This window comes from Deinococcus alpinitundrae (genome assembly GCF_009982895.1).
Taxonomy (GTDB): Bacteria; Deinococcota; Deinococci; order Deinococcales; family Deinococcaceae; genus Deinococcus; species Deinococcus alpinitundrae.
On record NZ_WXZL01000020.1, the window covers coordinates 46,386 to 68,075 of the forward strand.

The 21,690-nt window shown below is 64.0% G+C and carries 23 protein-coding genes and 1 pseudogene; 13 read left to right on the top strand and 11 right to left on the bottom strand.

The genetic code is table 11. The annotated features are described in order from the left end of the window. Nucleotides 1–6 precede the first annotated feature (6 nt). The 4 genes from GUI70_RS16635 to GUI70_RS16650 all read left to right on the top strand — a co-directional run bounded on the left by GUI70_RS16635 (nt 7) and on the right by GUI70_RS16650 (nt 5,675). Nucleotides 7–441, top strand: a complete 435-nt coding sequence (locus GUI70_RS16635; protein WP_161883439.1) for a PaaI family thioesterase — start codon at nt 7–9, stop codon at nt 439–441. A 122-nt stretch (nt 442–563) separates the two neighbouring features. Next, nucleotides 564–1,232, top strand: a complete 669-nt coding sequence (aat, locus tag GUI70_RS16640; protein WP_161883440.1) for a leucyl/phenylalanyl-tRNA--protein transferase — start codon at nt 564–566, stop codon at nt 1,230–1,232. Nucleotides 1,233–1,360: 128 nt separating this feature from the next. Further along, nucleotides 1,361–2,995, top strand: a complete 1,635-nt coding sequence (gene serA, locus GUI70_RS16645) for a phosphoglycerate dehydrogenase (protein ID WP_161883441.1) — start codon at nt 1,361–1,363, stop codon at nt 2,993–2,995. A 202-nt stretch (nt 2,996–3,197) separates the two neighbouring features. Continuing rightward, nucleotides 3,198–5,675 carry a BTAD domain-containing putative transcriptional regulator gene (locus GUI70_RS16650; protein ID WP_161883442.1) on the top strand — a complete coding sequence of 826 codons (2,478 nt, stop codon included), beginning with the start codon at nt 3,198–3,200 and terminating at the stop codon, nt 5,673–5,675. 426 nt (nt 5,676–6,101) lie between these two features. Here GUI70_RS16650 and GUI70_RS24460 read toward each other — a convergent pair whose 3' ends face one another. Beyond that, complete coding sequence (locus tag GUI70_RS24460; protein ID WP_237724990.1) at nt 6,102–6,560, bottom strand: transposase family protein; 459 nt, start codon at nt 6,558–6,560, stop codon at nt 6,102–6,104. Beyond that, on the bottom strand, nt 6,497–6,940 hold the full coding sequence (locus GUI70_RS24465; protein WP_237724991.1) for a helix-turn-helix domain-containing protein: 444 nt from the start codon (nt 6,938–6,940) through the stop codon (nt 6,497–6,499). Before GUI70_RS24465 ends, GUI70_RS24460 begins: the two co-directional genes overlap by 64 nt. A gap of 37 nt (nt 6,941–6,977) precedes the next feature. Here GUI70_RS24465 and GUI70_RS16660 point away from each other — a divergent pair, with 37 nt between their 5' ends. Both GUI70_RS16660 and GUI70_RS16665 read left to right on the top strand, forming a co-directional pair. After that, nucleotides 6,978–7,217 carry a hypothetical protein gene (locus GUI70_RS16660; protein WP_161883443.1) on the top strand — a complete coding sequence of 80 codons (240 nt, stop codon included), beginning with the start codon at nt 6,978–6,980 and terminating at the stop codon, nt 7,215–7,217. A 324-nt stretch (nt 7,218–7,541) separates the two neighbouring features. Then, nucleotides 7,542–8,471, top strand: a pseudogene (locus GUI70_RS16665) (IS4 family transposase). Nucleotides 8,472–8,882: 411 nt separating this feature from the next. On the opposite strand, the gene GUI70_RS16670 reads toward GUI70_RS16665, so the two are convergent. Further along, complete coding sequence (locus GUI70_RS16670) at nt 8,883–10,247, bottom strand: FAD-dependent oxidoreductase (protein WP_161883444.1); 1,365 nt, start codon at nt 10,245–10,247, stop codon at nt 8,883–8,885. A 144-nt stretch (nt 10,248–10,391) separates the two neighbouring features. On the opposite strand from GUI70_RS16670, the gene GUI70_RS16675 reads away from it, so the two are divergent. Further along, a complete protein-coding gene (locus GUI70_RS16675) occupies nt 10,392–11,543 on the top strand; it encodes a pyridoxal-phosphate-dependent aminotransferase family protein (RefSeq protein ID WP_161883445.1) in 1,152 nt (383 codons plus the stop codon). Here the strand turns inward: GUI70_RS16675 and GUI70_RS16680 are convergent. Together GUI70_RS16680 and GUI70_RS16685 are read right to left on the bottom strand one after the other, a co-directional pair. Beyond that, nucleotides 11,530–12,852, bottom strand: coding sequence for an aminotransferase family protein (locus GUI70_RS16680; RefSeq protein ID WP_161883446.1), 1,323 nt, complete (start codon nt 12,850–12,852; stop codon nt 11,530–11,532). The two genes, GUI70_RS16675 and GUI70_RS16680, sit on opposite strands and share 14 nt — an antisense overlap. Further along, nucleotides 12,846–13,334 carry a DinB family protein gene (locus GUI70_RS16685; RefSeq protein ID WP_161883447.1) on the bottom strand — a complete coding sequence of 163 codons (489 nt, stop codon included), beginning with the start codon at nt 13,332–13,334 and terminating at the stop codon, nt 12,846–12,848. Before GUI70_RS16685 ends, GUI70_RS16680 begins: the two co-directional genes overlap by 7 nt. A 44-nt stretch (nt 13,335–13,378) precedes the next feature. Between GUI70_RS16685 and GUI70_RS16690 the strand changes: the two genes are divergently transcribed. Further along, nucleotides 13,379–13,726 carry a DUF4180 domain-containing protein gene (locus tag GUI70_RS16690; RefSeq protein WP_161883448.1) on the top strand — a complete coding sequence of 116 codons (348 nt, stop codon included), beginning with the start codon at nt 13,379–13,381 and terminating at the stop codon, nt 13,724–13,726. A gap of 3 nt (nt 13,727–13,729) precedes the next feature. Here the strand turns inward: GUI70_RS16690 and GUI70_RS16695 are convergent, their stop codons facing one another. The 4 genes from GUI70_RS16695 to GUI70_RS16710 all read right to left on the bottom strand — a co-directional run bounded on the left by GUI70_RS16695 (nt 13,730) and on the right by GUI70_RS16710 (nt 17,628). Then, nucleotides 13,730–14,239, bottom strand: a complete 510-nt coding sequence (locus GUI70_RS16695; RefSeq protein ID WP_161883449.1) for a DinB family protein — start codon at nt 14,237–14,239, stop codon at nt 13,730–13,732. Between the two features lie 9 nt (nt 14,240–14,248). After that, on the bottom strand, nt 14,249–15,805 hold the full coding sequence (locus tag GUI70_RS16700) for an L-glutamate gamma-semialdehyde dehydrogenase (protein ID WP_161883450.1): 1,557 nt from the start codon (nt 15,803–15,805) through the stop codon (nt 14,249–14,251). 182 nt (nt 15,806–15,987) lie between these two features. Beyond that, nucleotides 15,988–17,094 (bottom strand): alpha/beta hydrolase, encoded by a 1,107-nt coding sequence (locus GUI70_RS16705; protein WP_161883451.1) that lies wholly within the window; start codon nt 17,092–17,094, stop codon nt 15,988–15,990. A 27-nt stretch (nt 17,095–17,121) separates the two neighbouring features. Further along, nucleotides 17,122–17,628, bottom strand: coding sequence for an endonuclease V (locus tag GUI70_RS16710; protein ID WP_161883452.1), 507 nt, complete (start codon nt 17,626–17,628; stop codon nt 17,122–17,124). A 106-nt stretch (nt 17,629–17,734) separates the two neighbouring features. Between GUI70_RS16710 and GUI70_RS16715 the strand changes: the two genes are divergently transcribed. From GUI70_RS16715 to GUI70_RS16735, 5 genes are all read left to right on the top strand, one after another. Beyond that, a complete protein-coding gene (locus tag GUI70_RS16715) occupies nt 17,735–17,878 on the top strand; it encodes a hypothetical protein (protein ID WP_161883453.1) in 144 nt (47 codons plus the stop codon). 444 nt (nt 17,879–18,322) lie between these two features. Further along, a complete protein-coding gene (locus tag GUI70_RS16720) occupies nt 18,323–18,526 on the top strand; it encodes a hypothetical protein (RefSeq protein ID WP_161883454.1) in 204 nt (67 codons plus the stop codon). Between the two features lie 18 nt (nt 18,527–18,544). Next, nucleotides 18,545–18,856 carry a hypothetical protein gene (locus GUI70_RS16725; RefSeq protein ID WP_161883455.1) on the top strand — a complete coding sequence of 104 codons (312 nt, stop codon included), beginning with the start codon at nt 18,545–18,547 and terminating at the stop codon, nt 18,854–18,856. 136 nt (nt 18,857–18,992) lie between these two features. Next, nucleotides 18,993–19,238 (top strand): hypothetical protein, encoded by a 246-nt coding sequence (locus GUI70_RS16730; protein ID WP_161883456.1) that lies wholly within the window; start codon nt 18,993–18,995, stop codon nt 19,236–19,238. 155 nt (nt 19,239–19,393) lie between these two features. After that, nucleotides 19,394–20,341, top strand: coding sequence for an Ig-like domain-containing protein (locus tag GUI70_RS16735; RefSeq protein ID WP_161883457.1), 948 nt, complete (start codon nt 19,394–19,396; stop codon nt 20,339–20,341). 255 nt (nt 20,342–20,596) lie between these two features. Here GUI70_RS16735 and GUI70_RS16740 read toward each other — a convergent pair whose 3' ends face one another. Next, nucleotides 20,597–21,109 (bottom strand): hypothetical protein, encoded by a 513-nt coding sequence (locus tag GUI70_RS16740; RefSeq protein ID WP_161883458.1) that lies wholly within the window; start codon nt 21,107–21,109, stop codon nt 20,597–20,599. A gap of 105 nt (nt 21,110–21,214) precedes the next feature. Beyond that, nucleotides 21,215–21,583, bottom strand: coding sequence for a hypothetical protein (locus GUI70_RS16745; protein ID WP_161883459.1), 369 nt, complete (start codon nt 21,581–21,583; stop codon nt 21,215–21,217). Nucleotides 21,584–21,690: the final 107 nt, after the last annotated feature.

Here is a 21,690-nt window from a genome sequence, read left to right on the forward strand (position 1 = left end):
GGTAACATGACCGAGCAGCAAAAACCCCTCTCCGCTTCGCCCAACCTTCAGGAGATCAATGCCCGCAGCCAGGGGAGGTTGCCAGGTTTGCTGGGCATCGAATTTACCCACGCCGAGCGCGGTCTGATGCGCGCCCACCTCGATATCCGGCCCGAACTGCTGGCCCCCAACGGCTTTTTGCACGCTGCAACGGTGGTGGGGCTGGCCGACACCGCCTGCGGCTACGGCACCATCCTGGCGCTGCCAGCCGGCGCGCAGAACTTCACCACCGTCGAACTCAAGAGTAACCACCTCGCCACCGCTCGCGACGGGCGCATTGAGGTCGAGGCCCGGCTGCTGCACGGTGGGCGCACCACCCAGGTCTGGGACGCGGTGGTGAGCGCGGGGACCAAGACGTTGGCCCTGTTTCGCTGCACCCAGGTCATGCTGTACCCGCATTGAGCCGCACTGAACAAGCAAAGACAGCGCGAAGGAAAGGGATGTGAAGTTTTCGACCTTTCGATTCCGGGGGGGTTGGGGGCAAAAGTTACCATGAAGGTCGACTCAAGGCTTACCTTAAGGGCGTGCCCACCGCCGCCGTGATGCTCAACCACCCCGACCCCCTCACCCGTGAGGTGGCGCGCGGCTACGCGGGCGGCGGCTTCTTGATGGACAACGGCCACGGCCTGGAGTGGTATTCGAGCAGCCGCCGCGCGCTGGTGCCGCTGGGCGACGATCTGCACATTCCGCGCAGCCTGCATAAGCACCTGGGCCGATTCGAGGTGCGCCTCAACGCCGACTTCCCCGGCGTGCTGGCCGGATGCATGGCCCGCTCGGAAACCTGGATCAGCCCTGAACTGGCCGGGATCTACCTGCACCTCAACAAGACGGGCCTCGTCCACAGTTTCGAGACCTGGCGCGGCGGCCAGCTGGCCGGGGGTGTGCTGGGCCTCTCGCTGGGTGGCGCGTTCGTCGGGGAAACGATGTTTCACGCTGTGACGCACGGCAGCAAGGTGGCGCTGGTTCGGCTCTCGCAACACCTGACCCGGCGCGGCTTCGTGCTGCTCGACGCCCAGCTCCAGAATTCCCACCTCCAGCAGTTCGGTACCTACGAGATCACCCCCGCCGAGTACGCCGGGCAACTACGCCGGGCGTTGGGTCAGGATGTCGAGCTGGCACTGATGGACGATGAATGGCCCAGTCCGCAGTGGCCTGTCCCGCAACCGGCCAGACGAAAGCAGTCGGCCTGCTGAGCTGCCGGGCCGGGCCCTGGCAAAGGCCTCGGCCCGGCCCGTCCAGCTACACCGCCCAGGCACACCGGACGCTTTCGACACAGACAACCCGCTGCCCCGCGGCCCCGCGCCGCAGTACCCTGGAACACATGACCGCCTCCGCGCCCCAGACCGAGCAGGCTGCCTCCGACCCGACCACCCCCGCTTTGAAGCGAGTGCTGATCTGCGACGAGATGAACCCCGGCAACCTCGACTTCCCCGGCTTCGAACTCGAATACGAGGGCAATTTGCCGCGTGAGGAAACCCTGCGCCGCCTGCCCGACTTCGACGCCCTGATCACCCGCAGCCGCACCAAGGTCGACAAGGAACTCATCGACGCCGCCGGGCCGCGCCTGAAAGTCATCGGACGCGGCGGGGTGGGCGTCGACAACATCGACCTCGACTACGCCTCGTTGCGGGGCCTGCTGGTGCTCAACGCGCCGGAGAGCAACAACGTCTCGGCGGCGGAACTGGCGATCATGCACCTGATGGCCGCCGCACGCGGGCTGACCCGCAGCGACGCCAAGACCCGCGCCGGGGACTGGGACCGCAAGTTCCTGGGCCTGGAACTCAAGGACCGCACCCTGGGTATCATCGGGCTGGGGCGCATCGGCAGCATGGTGGCCGATCGAGCACAGGGGCTCAGGATGAACGTGGTGGCCTACGATCCTTACGTGCCCGAGAGCAAGTTCGAGCGCCTCGGCGTCAAGCGGGCCGCCACGCTCGACGAGTTGCTGGCGCAGGTCGACGCCGTGACGGTGCACACCCCGCTCACCGACGAGACGCGCGGCATGCTGGGCGAGGCCGAACTCGCCAAACTCAGGCCCGGCTCGATTGCCGTGAACGCGGCGCGCGGCGGCATCATCGACGAGCAGGCGCTGGTGAATGCGCTGAACAGTGGTCACCTGTTCGCGGCGGGCATCGACGTGTTCGTCGACGAGCCGCCCACCCCCGACCACATCTTTCTGCACGCCAAGAACCTGGGCATCACCGCCCACCTGGGAGCCAACACGGTCGAAGCCCAGGAGCGGGTCGGCGCGGAGATCGTGGACCGGGTGCTGGCCGCCCTGCAAGGCGACGTCAGCAAGGGGGCGGTGAATGCGCCCGCGCTTGACCCCAAGACGATGGAGGCGCTGGGCGGCTACCTGACCCTGGGCGAGAAACTGGGGCGCATCCTGGCGCAGCTGCTGCCGGGGGCCAGCGATATTGAGGTGACGTTCCGGGGCGACTTTCCCGCTGATCCTGCCCCGGTGCTGACCAGCGTGCTGGTGGGCTACCTGTCGGGCAGCACCGACGAGCGCCCCAACATGATCAACGCCCGCGCGCTGGCCAAGGAACGCGGGCTGTCGGTGGCGGTGCGTGAGCAGACCGACAGCCCCGATTACCAGACCGAGGTGATCGTCAAGGTAACCGAGCACGGTAGCCGCGACCGCACCCGCACGGTGGGTGGCACGGTGTTCGGCAAGTCGCCGCGCCTGACCCGCCTGCGCGACTTCCGGGTAGAACTCGAACCCGAGGGCTATATCCTGATCGCCAGCAACGAGGACAAGCCCGGAGCCGTCGCCAAGCTCAGCAACCTGCTGGGCACCTGGGGCATCAACATCGCCGGGATGGCGCTGGGCCGCGCCCAGAAAGGCGGACAGGCGCTCTTTACCCTGACCCTGGACGACGCCCTCAGCTCCGAGCAGCTCGACGCGGTGCGCGCGCTCGACGTGATCGAGTCGGCTTACCTGGTCAAGGCGTAGCTAACCGAGCGTTCCCGGAGCCCGGGAACGGGCACCCCTAGAGGGCCATTCCTACCGTTCACGACAAGATGCAGAAACATCAAAGCCCTTTCTCGGATGTTTCGGAGTTAGCGCAATCCGTATAACATGTTGCTGACCGCTCGGCTTCTTCCTTTCGCCCTTGGGGCCGCCAGCACCGTTTCTCTGATGGGGAGCGTCAAGCATGATCCGGATCACACTGCTGGGGCGCGGCGAACTTCGGGTCGGGGAGGAGGTCGTGCGCTTTCCGACCCGGCGCGCCTCGGCGCTGTGCGCTTACCTGGTGCTGGAAGGCGAGACGCCGCGTTCCCGGCTGGCGGCGCTGCTGTGGCCCGACCACGAGGAACCCTCCGCCCGCGTCAACCTGCGTCAGGAACTGCGCCGCCTGCGAACCACCCCGCTGGGCGCGCACCTGCACGCGGGCGGCGACAGCCTGAGCTTGAGCGCCGAGTCGGTGTCGGACGCCGGGCTGTTCGAGCGCCTCAGCCGCCAGGGTGATTTTGCCGCCGCACTGCCGCATTACGGTGGGCGGCTGCTCGACGGTACCGAATTCCTCGACGCGCCGGAGCTGGCCGACTGGCTCGAAGCCCAGCGCGAGCGGCTGCAGACCCTCTGGACGGCGGCGCTGGCGGCCCAGGCGCGAGCGCTGGAAGACGGGGGGCAGGTGGCGGATGCCCTAGCACTGTGGCAACAGCTCCTGAGAACCGACGAGTTGCGCGAGCGCTGGCACGCCGAGGTGATGCGGCTGCACCTGCGGCTGGGCGAGCGTGGAGCGGCCCTGCGCCAGTTTGCCCGCTGTCAGACGGTGCTGAGTGCCGAACTCGGCCTGACGCCGCTGCCCGAGACGCTGGCGCTGGCCGAGCAGGCCCGCCGCGCCGTGCCCGCCCCCAGTGCCCACCCACGGCCCCGGCCCGCCCTGCCGCTGCCGCCGCTGCTGGTGGGCCGCGCCGATGCCCAGGCGGCGCTGCGGCAACGCGCGGACACGCTGATCGTGGGCGAGCCGGGCATCGGCAAGAGTGCGCTGGCCCGCGCCGCCTGCGGGCAGGTCAAGGTACTGATCCTGAGCGGCCACGAGGCCGGGCAGCACACCCCCTTTTCCCCGGCGACGGCGGCTCTGGAGCGCTGCGCCGAGGTGGGCACCTGGGTGCTGGCCACCGTCCGGCCTCACGAACTGGCGCAAAACCCCGCCGCCCTGCGCCTGAGCGTGCCCCTGACGCGCATGAGTCTCGGCCCGCTGGGTCCGGCGGACCTGCATGAACTGACCCGCGCCTGGACCCACGCTGCGCCGAACCCGGCTTTTCTGGCCTGGCTCTGCAGCGCCACCGCCGGAAATCCGCTGGCGGTGCGCGAAACCCTGCGGCTGCTGCGCGACACCCAGGGCGAGGGACCGCTGAAGGTGCCGCCGGAAAGCGAGGCTGCGCCGGTGCGGGAAATGGTCTTGCAGCGCGCCCTGCGGCTGGGGGTGCAGGCACAGCGGGTGCTGGAGGCGGCCTGTGTGTGCGGTCCGGCGTTCTCGGTACGCCAGTTGGCCCGCTGCACCGCGCTCGACGAGTGGACTTGCCTGGACCTGCTCGAAAATGCCCAGCAAGCGGGGTTGCTTGAAATCGAGGAGCAGCAGTTTCGCTTCTCACACGATTTGATCCGGCGGGCCATCCTCTCATCGCTGAGTCCGGTGCGTGCAGCCCTGCTGCACCGCCGCATGGCCGCTGAGCTGGAGCGCAGCGGCGCGCCCGAACAGGTGGCCCAGCACCTCGAAGCGGCGGGCGAGGACGCGTCCGGCTGGTGGTGGAAGGCCGCCTGCGCCGCCGAGCGGGTCTACGCCTACCCGCAGGCGCTCTCGCACTCGGAGCGGGCGCTGGCGGGCCAGTTGACCCCGGAGACACGCTTGGTCTGTCACCGCCGCCGCCTGCTGTGGTGGCGCACCGTGAACGACCGTTCCGGCTGGAAAACCGAGGTCGAGCGTCTGGAGGCCCTGGCCTACCGCGAGGGCGAGGCGGGCTGGTGGCTGGAAGCGAGATTGGCGCGGCTGGAATGGCTCTTTCACGGCGGGCGCTACCGTGAGGTGCTCGATCTGGGCCAGCAGGTGGTCGCCGACCCCAACGCCACCCCGGAGCAGCACGCCCGCGCCCTGCTGGAATACGCCAACGCGCATGTCTACCTGGGCCACCATGCCGAGGCGCAGCAGCACCTGCGCGCCGCGCTGGCGGTACCTGGCGTGACGCTGACCGGGTTGCCGGAACTCTACGGACGGCTCCACCACTCGCTGACTGCCAGCGCCCTGGAGACGGGTCATCTGGCGGCGGCGAGAGAACACGCCGAGCTGGCGCGTCAGGGCTTCGAGCGGGCGGGCAGCCGGATGGGTCAGTTACGGTCCCTTTTCAACAGCTTTGCGATTGCCGACCGCTCCGGTGAACTGCACGAAGCGGGGGAAGCGGGTCTGCTGGCCCTGAAGCTGACGCGCGAGATGGAGGACAGGGCGCATGAACGGCTGGCCCTCTTCAACTTGATGTCACTGGCGATCAAGGCTGAAGACGTAGAGACGGCCCGAAGTTTGATGACTGAGGTCGAGGTGATGATCGAGGGTGAGGTGGATCAGCGAATCGTACAATGGGGGAAACTCAACCGCGCCGAGATTCATCGTCTCGAAGGAGAGCTGGGCTAGTTTGTGACGACGATGCATGAAGTCATGCTTCGTGGCCAGGCTAGCTTCGACGAATTTGATGTTTCAAAAGCCAGACTCGAAACCGCAGAACTTCTTATGGACATGCGATTGTTCAAGTCTGCCAGATTAGTTGTCGAACATTCTGAACCGAATAGGGTTTCAGACTTGGCTGATCGCAAGATCATAGATGCTCGCCTTCTAAAATTTGATGGTCAACTAGTCGAGGCGACGGACTGCTTAAAAGATGTCCTGTCATTTGATCAAATAGAAGAATCGCGAACCTGTGATCGGCTCGTCCTCCATTTCGTGAAATCAATGTCGGACTCAGGTCAGATTCTGACAGCGCGAAGAAGAATATCAGAAGAAAAGCTAAGAAATACACCTTCTATCCAAGCACGCAAAGCCTCATTAGACCTCCTGCGAAAGTCATGTTGTGGTTGTGTTCGAGTGGTTACACAGCGCTGCGATGAGCTTGAGGCGTAAGGAGAAACGCCGTTTCCGGTGACGATAGAAGTCCTTGAGCACGCGAAATATCTTCAACTGTCGGATGACATGTTCCACCCGCAAGCGGGTGGACGCCAGGGCACGGTTCTCCTGGCGCTCTTCTGGGGTCAGCGGATTTGCTTTCGAGTCCTTATACGGCGTGATCGAGTGGCCATGATCACGCCAGATGCCCTGATCACCAGCATCGCCGATCAACGCCGTCTCCCGATGCACGCGCACGCCTGAGTGCCGAAAGCGTGTGAGGTCGTACATGGAGCTGAAAGCAGTGGCGACACACATGATCATGTGTGTCGCCACGTTGATGACCACCTGGGTCTTCAGAGGGTGACGCTTTTTTTTGCCGCTGTACCAGCGCCGTTGCTTTTTTTGGGCCGTTCGCATGGGGTCTCGGTCGCGTCGACCGCAATCATCTGGAAGACGTTTTCGGCTTCCTTCAGCGCCTTTTTGCCAGGAAGTCGGAACTGTCCACTGGCCATCATGGCTGCTTCAACCCGTTCCACCGTGCGCTGCACGGTGGTTTCATGGATGCCCCAATCATCGCCCAGGTGGGCAGATGTCCGATATTCCCGCCAGAATTCCAGCGTCAGGAGACGCTGTTCAGCAGGATTGAGCGCTGCAGGGCGACCGCTTCTCTTCTTGGCACCTTCGCGTTCAAGCAACACGGCTTCCATGCCGATGAAGGTTTCGGGATAAACCCCAGTTCGGCGCTTAAATAGAGTGCGGTTCATCTTCAGGCCACGTTCCAGACGTTCATGGGGCACCCGTCCAGCTTACCTAATCACTTTCGCAGGAGGTCCATTGTTGCTGGGTTTGGAGCGCAGCCAGCTCAAAATTGACGCCGCCCAAGCCCTGCTGGCTGCGGGAAAAGTCCCGCCGATTGAGCGGCTTGAATTGCTGGAGGCATTGTCCAAGTTAGACGAAGGCCATCTCAAACAAGCCCAAGATCTAGGGCAACAGCTTTTGGCCTCCCTGGTGCCCGCATTAGAAGCGCTTTGGCCGGAGTTGTCATGCTTTGATCACGGCCTCTCCGAACAATAGAAGTGAGCGCTCAAGCAGTAAAGGAGATTTTATGCCGAGAAGATGCCTTGGGCTGTGCTTGGGTATGTTGCTGGCCTCAGTACCGGACACCTTTGTCCAACCGCGCCCAGTGGGGACGACTGAAGAGGTCACTTTCTCACGGTCTGGCAGCAAGAGGGGCAGTGTTCTGAGTGTGTGACGACTCCAGAACCTACCCATTTCCAGCCTAGCGAAATTCTCCGTCGTTTCAAAACCCTTGTGCCTCACTTACGAACTGATACGCTGAAACGCGTGGTGGACGTGGTGCAGGCCATAATCGCCGGATAGACGGTCAATCTCAGTGCGCTGTGCGCCCACCTGCCAGGGACAAGTTCGCACGACGCCAAAAAGCGTCGTGCTGAACGGGCTTTACGGGACGAGCAACTGACTGAGGAGGTGTTCCTTTCGCTCCTGCTGCCCTGACTCCCAGCGGGAAAACTTTTACTTCGTCTGGACCGTACCACCTGGGAGCGGGGAGACGCCCCGCTTAACTTGCTTGTGCTGGGTGTCATCCTGAACGGCTACACCCTACCCCTGGTCTGGACGGCCCTCCCCCACGACGGCAACAGCCGCACCGATCATCGTCTAGACCTGGTGAAGCGACTGCTGAAGGCCCTTCCAGCGTCTCGCTGGAAGGGCCTGGTGGCCGACTGTGAGTTCATTGGTGGGGCATGGTTTGCGTTCTTGCGTGAGCAGGGCATCAAATGGGCTCTTCGGATCCGCAAGGACGCTGTAGTGGACGGGCTGCGCATCGACGAATGGTTCTGTGATGTTCAAGAGGGTGAAGTTCGGTGCCTCTTTGAGAAGGCTGAAGTCTACGGCGAGAGGATGCAGGTCGTGGCGACGAGGTCGCCTGTGGGCGACCTCGTGGTGATTGCAACTGATTTCCGCGTGCAGGACACACTGGAGTTGTACCGGAAACGCTAGAGTATCGAGTGTACGTTTGCAAGTCTTAAAAGCAGAGGGTTCGATCTCGAGCGCACTGGAATGACGCAGCCAGCACGCCTGGAACGTCTGTTCGGATTCGTGATGCTGGCCTGGGTGGTCTGCTTCCGGATAGGCGTCTGGTTGGCGGAGCAGCGGCCGATCAACGTCAAGAAGCACGGCAGAAAAGCGGTCAGTCTCGTTCGGTAGGAGGCCGAGTCGCTGACAAATGCGCTCAGGTGGCGCTTGGACGGGCTGGAATCACTGCTGTCCATCCTCATGAGCCCTTTTCCAGCGCTAGGAGCAGCTTGAAGCCAAGTTGTCCCGTACTGAGGTTGCTGGCGACTCAAAGCTCCGTTCTGGCCCAGTTGTCTGGGAATATCGCCCTGAGCTGCGTGCCGATCAGGCAGTGTGTAAGCCCTCTGGGCGGTCCCAGAATAAGCACCAACATCATCCCCAGCTCTGAGCGCCTCATCCTTCACCTGCGGGTGGGCGAAGCGGGCCGCCATGTGACCATGCAAGTTCGGACCGATGTTGACGGCCAAATCGACTTCAGCAACCTCAATTACAAGTGGTCCAGTAAAGGCTCTGGCAGATTTACCCAACCGTCGGGTGAATCTGCCAAAGTTATCATCTACGATTGCGAGCAGCAGGACGTCAAAGGCGGGCAGGCCACCTACGTTTGCAAGGCGCTCAGGTAAAACGGAAAACGGCGCGGGCCGTCTACGCCGAGGTGTCCTCTTTTGGCCGCCTCGCTGCCTTGCTGGCCTGCCCCGCCGCCACCAGCAGCACGTCCCAGACGCTGCTAAACGGCGGAGCGTAACTCAGATCCACCTCGGCCAGATCGTGCACCTTGCCGCGTGAGTGCAGCAGGGTGGCGATTACGTCGATGCGCTTGACGCTGGCGGGATGCCCCAGAATCTGCGCGCCCAGCAACCGCCCGCTGCCGCGCTCGGCAGTCAGGCGCACGTGAATCGGGGCGGCGTCGAAGTAGTACCCGGCGTGGTCGGTACTCTCCACGTCCACGCTCACGGCATCGAGGCCCAGGGCGTCGGCTTCACTCTGGGTCAGGCCAGTGCGGGCCACGCCCAGATCAAAGGTCTTGAAGATGCCGCTGCCGACGATGCCAGGAAACTGCGCCTCGCCACCCGCCATGTTGATGCCCGCGACCCGGCCCATCCGGTTGGCGGTGAGGCCCAGCGGCACATGAACCTTGCGGCGGGTGACACGCTGCACGCTCTCGGTGTTGTCGCCCGCCGCGTAGACATGCTCCACGTTGGTCTGTTGGCGGCTGTTGACCCGGATGGCCCCGGTGGTGCCGAGCCGCACGCCCGCCGTCTGAGCCATCGCCACGTTGGGTCGCACGCCGACGGCCACCATCACCAGGTCGCAGCGCACCAGGCCGCCGCTTGTCTGCACGCCCGTCACCCGTTCGTTCTTGGTGGTCAGCGACTCCACGGCCTCGCCGCAGCGCACGTCCACGCCGTTCTTTTCCAGTTCTAGGCGCACCCGGCGCTGGTAGCCCGGATCGAGGATGCGCCCGGCCACTCCCGGCCCGCGTTCGAGCAGCACCACGCTCAGTCCGCGTGAGCGCAGCGCCTCGGCCAGTTCCAGCCCGATATAGCCGCCGCCCACGATGACGGCCCGTTTGGCGTATTTCAGGCTGGCCTCGATGGCCTGGCCGTCGGGAATGTTGCGCAGCACGTGAACCCCTGCTGCCCCGGTATCGGCCCAGTCGGGGCGCACGGCGGACACACCGGTGGCGAGCAGCAAGCGGTCATACGGCTCGGTGCAGGTCGCGCCGCCGATGTCGCGCACGGTGAGCACCTGGGCCCTGCTGTCAACTTCGATCACCTCGTGACTCAGCCGCACGCCGACGCCCTCGCCGCGTATCCGCTGGGGCGTGCGGGCAATCAACTTGTCGAAGCCATCGACTTCGCCGCCGATCACGTAGGGCAGACCGCACGCGCCGTAGCTGATGTACTCGCCGCGCTCGAACACCACCACCTCGGCGTCCGGATTCTGGCGCTTGGCACGGGTGGCCGCGCTCATGCCCGCCGCCACGCCGCCCACGATGACTATTCGCATGCGGCTAGAGTAACGCCCGGTGCAGGCCTCACACGACAGAAAAAAGTCAGGTGGTTCGTTTCGGCCGTCTTCCGGGGCGGCATTTTTATCGACCTGCCCAGCCCTTTCCCCGCCCGTACTTCCCGAACGCGCCACAATACGTCCATGACCCCTCCTCCCCACATCCCGCTCAACCGCCCCCGCCTGATCGCGCCCGGCCCGGTGGAGGTCTCACCCGCCACCCTGCTGGCGCTGGCCCAGCCGCAGATGCACCACCGCTCGCCCGAGGCCCGCGCCAAGTTTTTGGAAACGCGCGGCAAACTCAGTCAGTTGCTGGGCGACGCTTACGAGGCGGTGATCGTCACCGGCAGCGGTACGGCGGCCTTCGAGGGCGCGCTGGTCAGCAGTGTTCCGGCGGGGGGGAAAGTGGTCAACGCCTCGGCGGGCAAGTTCAGCGAGCGCTGGGGCGAGATGGCCGCCCGGCTCGGCTACGCCGTGACCAGCGTGCAAAAGCCCTGGGGCGAGTTGCTGGACGCGGGCGAGGTGGCCGCTGCCTGCAAGGACGCCTTCGCACTGACCATCACCCATTCCGAAACCAGCACCGGGGCGCTGCACGATCTGCAGAACATCGCGGCGGCAGCCAGGTCGGTCAATCCCGATCTGCTGATCATCGTGGACGCGGTGACCAGTTACGGCGTGGCCGAGCTTCGGGCGGCGGCCTGGAATGTGGACATCATTGTGTCGGGATCGCAAAAGGCCACCGCCACCCCACCGGGTCTGGGCTTCGTGCTGTTCAGCCCGCAGGCCGAGGCCCGGCTGATCAAGGACACGCCCAAGGGCTTTTATCTCGACCTGGAGCGTGAGTTGCGCGGCCAGAAGCAGGCCAACACCCCCCAGACGCCCGCCATCAATCTGGTGTACGCGCTGGACGCCTCGCTCGACCGGCTGCTGAGCGTGCCGCTGGAGGTGCTGTGGGCCGAGAAGAAGCGCCAGAACGACGCTTTGATCGCGGCGGGGGAAGCGCTGGGCTGCCGCTCGTGGGCCAGCCGTCCCTCGCCAGCGGTGGCGGTGCTGGTGCCGCCGGAGGGTCTGGGCGGCAAACAGGTCGCGGCTCAGCTCGCCAGCATGAACCAGCGTGCTCTACCGGGGCAGGCCCCCCACGAGGACACCGTGTTCCGCATCTCGACGCTGGGCTACGCCGACCGCTACGACGCCCTCTCGGTGGCGGGCATTCTGGAAGACGCCTTCACGGCGCTGGGCGCGAAGTTCGAGCGCGGCGCGGCGGTGGCGGCGGCCTGGCAGGTCATTTCCGGCTGACGCTGGACTGGCCCAGTACCGCTTCGAACGCCCGTTCCAGCTTCTCCAGCAGCTCGCCTGCCTGCGCGTCGGTGAGGCTCAGCGGCGGCCCGAGCAGCAGATGGTCGCCGCGCACGCCGTCGTCCGCGCCGCTGCCGGGGTAGACGATCAGACCCGCCTCGAACGCCGCCGCGCCGAGTCGGGCGGCCAGCCCCGGCGTCTCGAAACTCTCCCCGGTGTGTGCATCACCCAGCACCAGGCCCAGCATCAATCCCGTGCCGCGCACCGTGACAATCTGGGGGAAGCGGGTCTGCAATTTGCGCAGGCCCGCCAGCAGCCGTGCGCCAAGTTTATTCGCCCGTGTGGTGAGCTGCTCGCGCTCCAGAATGTCCAGCACGCTCAGGCCCGCCGCCAGGCTGATCGGGTGTCCGGCGTAGGTAAAGCCGTGCTTGAAGGCCCCCGAGCCGCCGACCACCGCCGCGTAGATTTCTGGCGAGGCCAGCACCCCGGCCAGCGGCGCGTATCCGGCGGCCAGTCCCTTGCCCAGCACCGTGATGTCGGCGCGGGTCTGCCACAAGTCCAGCGCCAGTGGGGAGCCGCAGCGGCCCATCCCGCTCATCACCTCGTCACTGATCAGCAGCACACCGTACTCGTCGCAAATCTGGCGGACGCGCTGATAGTACCCGGCGTTGGGCGAGAGCGCCGCGTCGGACGCGCCCACCACCGGCTCGGCCATGAAGGCGGCCACCGTTTCCGGTCCCTCGCTTTCCAGCAGAGCACGCAGGCGCTCGGCGTCAGCCTCGCCGCTCAAACTGACATCAGGCTTGGGCATCTTCGGCCAGGCACGCTCGTTCATCAGTAGGGTATACAGTTCGCGCCGTGCACCCATGCCGCTGGCCGCCAGGCTGCCCAGGCTGGCGCCGTGGTAGCTGGGCCGCCGGGTCACGATCTTGTAGCGCCCCGGCTGGCCGCGCTCGACCTGCACCTGCCGGGCCAGCTTGATGGCGCTCTCGGTGGCCTCGGAGCCGCCCGACACCGCCCACAGGCGGAAACCTGGCAGGCCGGTGAACTTGGTGAGCCGCGCCGCGTACTCCTCCAGCACCGGGCTGGAAAACTGCGAGCCGTGAACGAACGCCAGGGTGCGGGCCTGCTTTGCCATCGCCTCGGCCACCTCGGCGCGTCCCTGGCCGATGTTGGCGACGAGTGCGCCCGACGAGCCGTCGAGGTACGGCTGGCCTGCCGCATCCCACAGGTACGGTCCCTCGGCCCGCACCGCGACGGGGTAGGTTTTGCTGGAGCGGTAGAAGACGCTGGATGAGTGACTTACCATGTATCGCCGCCTCCGGGCGGGGGCCAGGCATGGGTGAGTTGCCTGACCACGATGATCTGCCCGAAGTGGTGGGCGGTGTGCAGGGCGAAGTCGGCCAGCAACTCGCCGATGGTCTCGTCGTGGTTGACCGGATTCTGGAGATCCGGCCGCGCCGCGTGGCCGTCAATGCGGCTGAGCAGATCGTAGAACTCGGTTTTGAGGGCGTCCCAGTCGGCTTCCCGCACGCCCGGCCAGGTGTCATTCGCGTGTTTGGGATACGGCACGGGGGCGCCGGTCTCGATGATGTCGAGCATCCAGCGGTTCCACCAGTTGACGTGTGCCAGCAGCCCTGCGACGCTGTGCGGCACACCGCTGGGGACGGTCACGGCCTGGGCCGCCGTCAGGCCCGATAGGGTGGCTTCCACGCCCACGTAGGCCTGCCCGCCCCGGTAGAGGCGCGGCAGCAGTCGGGCGAGGGTGGAGACGGGTGGGGGAGTGGTCATGGGTCCTAGTGTTGCAAAATAAAGCCGCGAGGTGGTCACTGTTCATGACGGATCAACCGAACATCAAGACGGCGGGTGAACTGGGGCTGCGTGTCGACAGCCTGGCCGATATTCCCGATCTGATCGGCGCGGCCTTCAGCGTGGACGGTCTGATGCTGACGGAAGCTGACCTCGGCTCCGAATTCTTCCGGCTGAGGAGCGGCGTGGCGGGCGAGTTGTTTCAGAAGCTGGTGAACTACCGCGTGCCGACGGCGCTGGTGCTGGAAGACTTCTCGGCTTACGGCGAGCGCTTTGCCGAACTCGCCTCCGAGCATTCGCGCCATCCCTCAGTGCGCTTCGTGACCTCCGAGGTGGCGGCGCGGGAGTGGCTAAACTCGCAAGCTGCCCAGTAACCCTTACCAGGTATCGCCCCCACCTTCCGGCGGCCAGGTGCCGAGCAATTGCCGCAGCAAGATCACCTGACCGAGATGGACGGCGTTGTGCATAACGTGCAGCGTCAATTCGTAGCCGAGGGTGTCGCGCCCCCGCACCAATCGTGATAAATCCGCCTCACGTGCCAACTGTTTGGTTTCGGCCAGCCCCACCAGAAAGGCTGCGCGCAAGTTTTCCCAGTCCTCTGGCTGGGCGCTGGGCCAGCCCTCGGCAGCGTGGGTGGGTTGGGCGACGGGCTCACCGCGTGCCAGCGCGAGCGTGTAGTTTTGCCAGTAGTGCAAGTGGGCGACGATCTCGGCAATCGTGTGGGGTGCGCCTGCCACCATTCGGCAAGCCTCCTGGGCACTCAGGCCACTCAGCACACGGCTGGGCGGCACGAAGGCGCTTCCTTCGTCCAGAAGGCGTTCGAGGGCTTCCGGTGCGGGGCCGAGGAGCGCTGCTGGCGACTTCGCTCCATCATGGGCCTGGGTCATAACCTCACCTCAATATTTCTGCGCCGTCGTTTTCGTCTGCAAAAACCAGAACAGATAATCCGGCCCGCCGACCTTGGCGTTGGTGCCGCTCATGCCGTAGCCGCCGAAGGCGTGGGTGCCGCTCAGCGCTCCGGTGCACTTGCGGTTGACATACAGGTTGCCCACATGAAAGCGGCGGCGGGCCTCGCTGATCTTGGCTGGGTCGCGGCTGTAAAAGCTGCCGGTCAGGCCATATTCCGAGTCATTGGCCAGCTCGATGGCGTGCTGCCAGTCGTGCGCCCGCGTGAAGGTCAGCACTGGCCCGAAAATCTCCTCCTGAAACAGCGGGTCGCTGCTCGCCACCTCGCCGAAGATGGTGGGCGGCACGTTCTTGCCTTCCCATTCGCCGCCCAGCAGCAGTTTGGCCGACGCCTTGCCCGCCTCCACGTAGCCGCGAATGCGCCCGGCGCTGCCCGCGTGGATGACCGGGCCGTAATCGGCGTTGTCTTCCGGCAGGCCCGCTTTCAGTGTCCGGGCGTGGGCCAGCACCTTCTCCAGCACCTCGTCGTACACACTGTCCTCCAAGATGGCGCGGCTGCAGGCGCTGCACTTCTGGCCCGAGTAGCCGAAGGCGGCCTGCGCGATGCCCAGCGCGGCAGCGTCCAGATCGGCATCGGCGCAGACCACCGTGGCGTCCTTGCCGCCCATCTCGGCCATGACCCGTTTGAGCCACTTCTGGCCCGGCTGAACTTTGGCGGCCCGCTCGTAGATGCGGCACCCGATCTCGCGGCTGCCGGTAAAGGCGATCATCCGCACGTCCTTGTGATCGACCAGCGCGTCGCCCAGCACGTCGTCCTGGCCGGTCAGAAACTGAACCGTGCCGCGCGGCAACCCCGCTTCGAACAGCAGCTCCAGCATCAGCCAGCTGCTCAGCGGCGTCTCGGAAGCGGGTTTCCAGATGACCGTGTTGCCCGCCGCCAGCGCACCTAGGCCCATCCCGAGCGGAATGGCGCTCGGAAAGTTCCAGGGGCTGATGGTGACGACCACGCCCAGCGGCTCGTAGTGGGTCGTGACGTGCTCGTCGGGCATCGGATAGACGGCTTTGCCCTCGGCCCAGCGCAGCGTTTCGCGGGCGAACACCTCGAAGTGGTCCACGCTCTCGGCCACCTCGCCGTCGGCCTCGGCCCAGTTCTTGCCGTTTTCCAGGGTCATCACGGCGTTGAATTCAAGACGCCTTTGGCGCAGCAACTCCGCCGCCCGCTTGAAGATGCTGGCCCGCTGAAACGGATCGGAATGCTGCCAGCTCTCGAAGGCGGTTTTGGCTGCCTGAATGGCCGCGTCACGCTGTCCGGCGCTGGCATTCTGAAAGTTCCAGAGTGCTTCGCCGGTGGCCGGATTGTGAACGGTGAAGGTCTCGCCGCCCGTCACTTCTTGCGAGTCGATCAGCAGCGGGAAGCTTTTCCCGGCGTATTTTTCACGCACCGAGGCGAAGGCGGCTCGTTGCTTGGCGGCCACCGCCTCGTCCTTGAAGTTGTGGTACGGCTCGTGTTCGAACGGCAAAAAGCCCTGGCTGAGGGTGCTGGTCACGGGAGCGCTCCTTTGAGATGGTGAGAGAACAGACGGGTGTTGGCGTGAGGCTAACACAGCCTCCTCACAAGCGTAAAGTGCGTTCTCAAGCGCAAAAAAGTGCCGCCTATGGCCTGTTCCGGCTGGGAGTGGAGTCGCCGGAAACTTATCAAACGCCAGGTTCTGCTTTTGGAACGCCAGGTCTAGGTCAGGTTGATGAGCCACCAGCGCAGAAAGCCCGGCAGCCGGGAGCGCCAAGCGGGTTCGTCGTGCCAGTCGCCCTCGCCGATCTGAAAGTTGATCTCTTGCACGAAGGGAGCACTGCGGGCCGCGAACCACTGCGTCTGCCGCACGGTGGCGGCGGCGTTCTCCACGAATAGGCCCTCGTGGGTGCCCATGTCTACGTAGAGGCGCAGCTCTGGCGCGGGGTGCTGCTCGGCGAAATCCAGCAGCGTGCCGTCCTGCACCCACAAGCTGGGGCTGAACGCGCCGCAGGTGCCCCATACGTCTGGGTGGGTCAGCGTGCCGTAGAGCGAGGCCACGCCGCCGAAGCTGCTGCCTGCCTGAGCTGTGGCTTCCCGCTCGGGCCGGGTGCGGTAGCGGGCGTCAATGTGCGGCTTGAGGGTACGTGCCAGAAACGTCTGGTAGGCGGGCGCGGTGGAGGTGAAACCGTTGGCTGCAATCGCAAAAGGCACATAATCGCTGCCCCGGTGTGCTGGTCGCACGCCCACCGCGACCAGCAGGCAGGCCAAGCCCTCCGCCGCCAGTGCCCGCGCTGCCGCGTCCGCCGCCCAGCTTTCGCCCGCGAAGCTGGTGGCCGCGTCGAACACGTTCTGTCCGTCGTGCAGGTACAGGACAGGCAAGCGCTCGGTGCTTGCATTGTACCCCGGCGGCGTCCAGACCAGGACCGTGAAGTCGTCCTTCAGCTCCGGGCTGTGAACCGTCAGCGTTTCAATGCCCGCTGCCAGCGTGGAGGGCCTTCCCGCGCCGCCGTGTACGTCCTGCCAGCTCTGGACGCTGACCCGGTGGGTCGCCGCGCCCTCGACCACCGTGTGGCGCTCCGCTCGGCGCTCACCCCACCGGTCACCCTCCTCGCTCTCGGCGCTGCCCCGTGTGATCTTGTAGGTCAGCAGCGCTCCCACCGGAAACACAGCCCGCAGGACGCCGTCGACGAAGTGGGACTTCGGCAGGGCGGGCGCGTAGCCGCTCAAATTGGTCTGCAAGTAAAACCTGGCGTCGGCGGGCGTATCTACCGGAACCTCCAGCAGGAACGTCTGCTCGGCGGTGGGCATGAAGGAAGGAAAGGGCATGGGGGAAGTGTAGGCGGGGGAGAGGGGTCAGGGCGCGGCCCGGCAGGCCTGATCCACCCGTTTGAGCAGCGTGGGCAGGCGATGCGGCCCAGCCATCTGCCGAACGAAGTCCGCCGCCTGAGCCGGGTCCAGGCCCGCCGCCGTCACGAACAGCGGGCGCTGACTGTGCCCGCGCTGCACCGATATGGCGTGGAGCGACCCCTGAAAAGCGGTCTTGGCCACCCCGATCACCGCCACCCGCTGCCCCAGCGCTCCGAACAGCTGCCAGCCCAGGCCGGGCCGTCCGGCGGTGTCCAGTGTCACGTACCCGTCGATGACGACGACTTCGAGTTGGTCGGCCAGCGGCGCCAGCAACGCCAACAGGCAGGGCAGTTCGCGCCGGTAAAACGCCCCCGGTTGGTAGGCAGCCACCTGCGGCGAGGTATGCAGGCGTGCCTCGGTTTCCCGCGCGTCCGCCCAATCACTGAACAGCAGGGCGGCGGTGCGGGCGCCGCCATCCGGGCGGTAGTCCACGTCGATGCAGGCCAGCATCATGGCGCTACTTCGGCAGCGTCAGGCGCTTGCCTTCCAGCGGGATGCTTAGTACAAACAGCAGTCTAGTCTTACAAAACATCTGGACAGCTTACAATAAAATAACTCCGTGCTAGAGCATTACGCGCTGGCCGGTGACGCTCTGAACCGTGTTGTCCCGAGTCTCGCGGCCATCACTGCTGAAGAGCACGATCTGGTGCGTGAGTACGCCTACGGGCAGCTGGGCCTGACGGTCGGCGGGTGGGCGGCGTGAAGTTCGTCCGGCAGCGGCAGGACTGCCTCAGTGATGGGTGAGAGAGGATCTGGCCAGGGTGTCCGGGCTTTGAGGAGACTGACCAGATCACGACTCTGAAACTCCTCCTGCGTGATGGGCATCATCTGTGTTCCGGCGAGTCGCAGATGGCGCTTTTCGAGGATGTCGGTCACATCATTCCAAAATCCTTCGACGTCGCCAAGACTGACGCGCCCAGCGTCATCTTCAGCCACCAGTAAACCCGCCGAAAACCAAGCGGCGGGACGGAGGTCATCGGAGAGGGTCATGGGCGTACGTTACGAAACTTCTGCGTGCTCTTTCCTGACAAGGGGAACATCCTGTTTGTGTGAGATAGGGCGGCAGCTCAATCCCACCCTCAATAGAAAACCCCCCGTCCCTGGCCGATACGAGGAGCGGGGGCTTTTCGCTTGCCTTATCCTCTCCATGCCCCGCGCCCAGCTGATCGATGCGAACACCGGCGAGATCCTCGAAGACCTTGGCTGGTACGAAACGGCTAATCAAGCCCGTAGCGCCTGCGGCAAGCACGCTGAGCAGCTGCTGGTCTGGGAGCGCAGCCCAGATGGACTCTGGATCGCCGAGGGCGGAGATGAGGTGTACCAAGTCGAAGCCGACCCGCCTGAAGGGTAACCCTGCTACCATTACGCCATGCCCAGAAACATCCTTGTTCGTTTCGTTCCGCCCGCACCGATCAAGACCAAGACCGGCAAGGCGACGACGCATGTGCGCGAGTGGGACGGTGAGAAGATGGCTGCGTTCCTGCAGGAAGGCTTGGAGATCTGGGCTGGCGACAAGTACCCGGACTTCGAGATGCGGGTGGCTGTGTCGCGTCAGGCGGAGATCCGCTTCGAGAACTGGAAGCCGGACAAGACCCAGGCCGAGGAGCTGCGCGCTGAGATCGGTGACGAGATCGCGCTGGTTATGGAAGGCATCGAGCCGGAAGACTATTTGAGCGAGTGAAGTGATCACCAGCGTTATCCACAGGCGAGAAGCGGGCCTGTGGATAAACTCTTAAGGAAAGCTGACTCATCATTAAGATCTGGCTGTTTCTTGAAGGAGCGACAGAGCGGCATCGCTAATCTGTACTCTTTAAGAAATGCAGCATTCGGTAGGTTTTTATGCCCTGATCATTTTTATGTTGGTGGTCAGTGTGGTGCTGTGGTGGACGGCCAACCATCACCTTGTTCCTGAAGAATCAGGTGAAGAGATGGAAGGTGCTCTACGACAAAGGCAAAGAGCAGCGCTTCACAAAGAGCGCCGGATAGACATGCTCATCGAGCGCGTTACTGCCTGCCTTCTGCTGGTGGCGGTCATTCTGCTGCTCGTCTTCGACATTCGTTAGATTGACGCGCGAAACTGAAGGCAACAAAATAGCCCCCGCTCCCGGCATCGGCCAGGGCGGGGGCGTTGACTTGCGGACGTATAGGGCCTTCAAATCTCGACGATCGTCAGCTCTTCTCAGTCCCTTCTCAGCTCACTCAAATTTATACTTCTCTTGTGAAGACCTTTATCCCGATTCTTGGCCTGAGCCTGCTCCTCGCTGCCTGCAACACTCCCACCCCGCCGCCCACCACCGCCAGCATCAGCATCGATGGTCCAGCCACCCTCAAGATCGGTGAGGACAAGACCCTCACCGCCAGTGCGAAGAGCAACAGCGGAACCGTCCTCAGTGGCCACACCTTCACCTGGACGTCTAGCGCGCCGAACGTCGTGGCGGTCGACGCCTCCGGCAAGCTGACGGTCAAGCGCCTGAGTGCCTCACCGGTAACCCTGACGGCCACGGATGGCGGTAAGTCTGGCACCCTCAGTGTGACGACCTACGGGCTGGAACTGACCATGGGCACGATCAACTATTTGCCGGGCACGACCGATGCGCGCATCGGTACTGCTGCGCTGGTGAAATTCAGAGGACCAGGTAACAGCATCGGTGGAACGAATGCTGTCCAGCTCACTGGACCGGCTGATGTGAATGTCTTCAACCTTGAAATCGGTCCCCTCACAACAAATGAATACTACTCTTTTAATTATGCTGGAAGTATCAAGCCAGTGAGTGGTTCATATAGTGCTACTGCGACAATCGACGGTATAACGTATACGTCGAGTAATATTTTGAATAGTGCTTCCGTTCTAGGCGCTTTTAAGAACGGCAAGGTTCAATTTACAAACTCCAAGGATTATACTATCAGCGGGGAGTTTTCTAGTGGTACCAAGTCTTTTAGAGAGTCATTTTACAACACAACGGACCCAGCGGCAGATCCAATTGTGTTCGCAATAGATGCCATACCAGATTTGCCCGTTTCTTACACATCAAGTGTTGCATTGTCTAAAGCCACATATAGCCCTTACATCGATAGCTTTACTCTAGAGCCTGGTAATTTTACAACACTCACCCCTGAAGTCTTTAATATTTCAATCACGTCACTCCCGGATGTCACCGTCAACTAATTCTCACCTGCTGAGGATGGCCCGCAACGAGAACGCCCCCTGCACGACCGCTTCGGCGGGTGTAGGGGGCGCAATTTACGTGCAATCCGTGTGTAATCAAAATAAGATCTCGGCACTGGAAATCCGCTTCCAGTGCGCGTTTCTTTATTACACTTAATTACGCGAACTCAGTAAACTCTAAACTCTCGCCAATAAAAAGCCCCCGCTCCCGGCATCGGCCAGGGCGGGGGCTTTGATTTGCGGACTCTATTTTCTCTACCTGATCGCGGAAGCCACTCGGTCCAAGGTAAACACAACGGGGTTGGATAGCCCCCACACTGTTAACGAGAGCGCACCGGTCTGAGTGCTGCGGATGGAGTTTAAGCTATTGTTCGATCCGAAGACCGTTCCGACATCCACGCCATTCTGCTGGAGCTTGCCTTCCCAACTGATGGTTGGTGAAGGAAGTGGGCTCGTTTGCGGTTTTAGGGTGGCTTTGTACTTCCCTGTTGCCGTACCAGAGAGCGCATATGTTTCACCACGGAAGATCAGCGACCCCGTAAAGGTGTAGGACGTCGGCGTCTCGTAGCTCGCGTTCGCTGTCAGTTGAATGGCTTCATCTGGCCCTTTGGTAGGACGTACCGCAGAACCAATACCCGCCCACTGACCCTGGAGAATGTGTGGATCGTTCGGTACCGTGAGGACCGCCTTCTCAGGAATATAAGGAGCAGTGGTTGTACACGCTGAGAGCGTCAGGGCCAGGAGGGCGAGACCGAATGTATTTCGCATCACTCTATTTTAGCTGAAGTGAAGCAGGTGTCCTAAAGGGATCGAAAAAGTGCCCACGCACCGGCTTGAGCCGAGCGGGGGCCTTCCTGTTGCGGACTTGTGGCGTTACCGGACCCATCCACCGAATGTCACGGGCGGCGCAACACGGATCAGTGGCACGAACTCACCGCCGGCACTGGCTGCCACCTCCACCACGCCGTCCGGTGGCAGCGGCGCGCGCACCGTTGCCAGATCAGCGGAGATCACCACGCCCTCGCTGCCCGCCAGCGCGGGGCTGTAGGTGCCGTCGGCGAGCCGCAGCCGCACCACGGCCAGCGGCACGCCGGAGCGCAGGGTGATGAGCGCCGAGGTGCCGTCGAGCGCCACCGTGACCAGGGCAGAGGCGGCAATCTGTGGCCCGCTGGGGGCCGGGGCAGGCATCACAACCGGGGGGCTGGTGTGCGTGACCTGGGGAGCGCAGCCGGAGAGCAGCAAGCCTAAAACGTATCTGATTAGCGCCCCCCAATTCCGTCGTTGGATGGGGGTGCTGCCGTTAAGCTGGGGTGGATGACTGGGACGCCGAGGGAGCAAGAGCTGCTGGA

Coding starts and splice junctions, on each gene's coding strand:
- GUI70_RS16635 (WP_161883439.1), top strand. CDS start 7: ATGACCGAGCAGCAAAAACCCCTCTCCGCTTCGCCCAACCTTCAGGAG.
- serA (WP_161883441.1), top strand. CDS start 1,361: ATGACCGCCTCCGCGCCCCAGACCGAGCAGGCTGCCTCCGACCCGACC.
- GUI70_RS16650 (WP_161883442.1), top strand. CDS start 3,198: ATGATCCGGATCACACTGCTGGGGCGCGGCGAACTTCGGGTCGGGGAG.
- GUI70_RS24460 (WP_237724990.1), bottom strand. CDS start 6,560: ATGCGAACGGCCCAAAAAAAGCAACGGCGCTGGTACAGCGGCAAAAAA.
- GUI70_RS16670 (WP_161883444.1), bottom strand. CDS start 10,247: ATGCGAATAGTCATCGTGGGCGGCGTGGCGGCGGGCATGAGCGCGGCC.
- GUI70_RS16675 (WP_161883445.1), top strand. CDS start 10,392: ATGACCCCTCCTCCCCACATCCCGCTCAACCGCCCCCGCCTGATCGCG.
- GUI70_RS16680 (WP_161883446.1), bottom strand. CDS start 12,852: ATGGTAAGTCACTCATCCAGCGTCTTCTACCGCTCCAGCAAAACCTAC.
- GUI70_RS16685 (WP_161883447.1), bottom strand. CDS start 13,334: ATGACCACTCCCCCACCCGTCTCCACCCTCGCCCGACTGCTGCCGCGC.
- GUI70_RS16690 (WP_161883448.1), top strand. CDS start 13,379: ATGACGGATCAACCGAACATCAAGACGGCGGGTGAACTGGGGCTGCGT.
- GUI70_RS16695 (WP_161883449.1), bottom strand. CDS start 14,239: ATGACCCAGGCCCATGATGGAGCGAAGTCGCCAGCAGCGCTCCTCGGC.
- GUI70_RS16705 (WP_161883451.1), bottom strand. CDS start 17,094: ATGCCCTTTCCTTCCTTCATGCCCACCGCCGAGCAGACGTTCCTGCTG.
- GUI70_RS16710 (WP_161883452.1), bottom strand. CDS start 17,628: ATGATGCTGGCCTGCATCGACGTGGACTACCGCCCGGATGGCGGCGCC.
- GUI70_RS16720 (WP_161883454.1), top strand. CDS start 18,323: ATGCCCCGCGCCCAGCTGATCGATGCGAACACCGGCGAGATCCTCGAA.
- GUI70_RS16725 (WP_161883455.1), top strand. CDS start 18,545: ATGCCCAGAAACATCCTTGTTCGTTTCGTTCCGCCCGCACCGATCAAG.
- GUI70_RS16730 (WP_161883456.1), top strand. CDS start 18,993: ATGCAGCATTCGGTAGGTTTTTATGCCCTGATCATTTTTATGTTGGTG.
- GUI70_RS16740 (WP_161883458.1), bottom strand. CDS start 21,109: ATGCGAAATACATTCGGTCTCGCCCTCCTGGCCCTGACGCTCTCAGCG.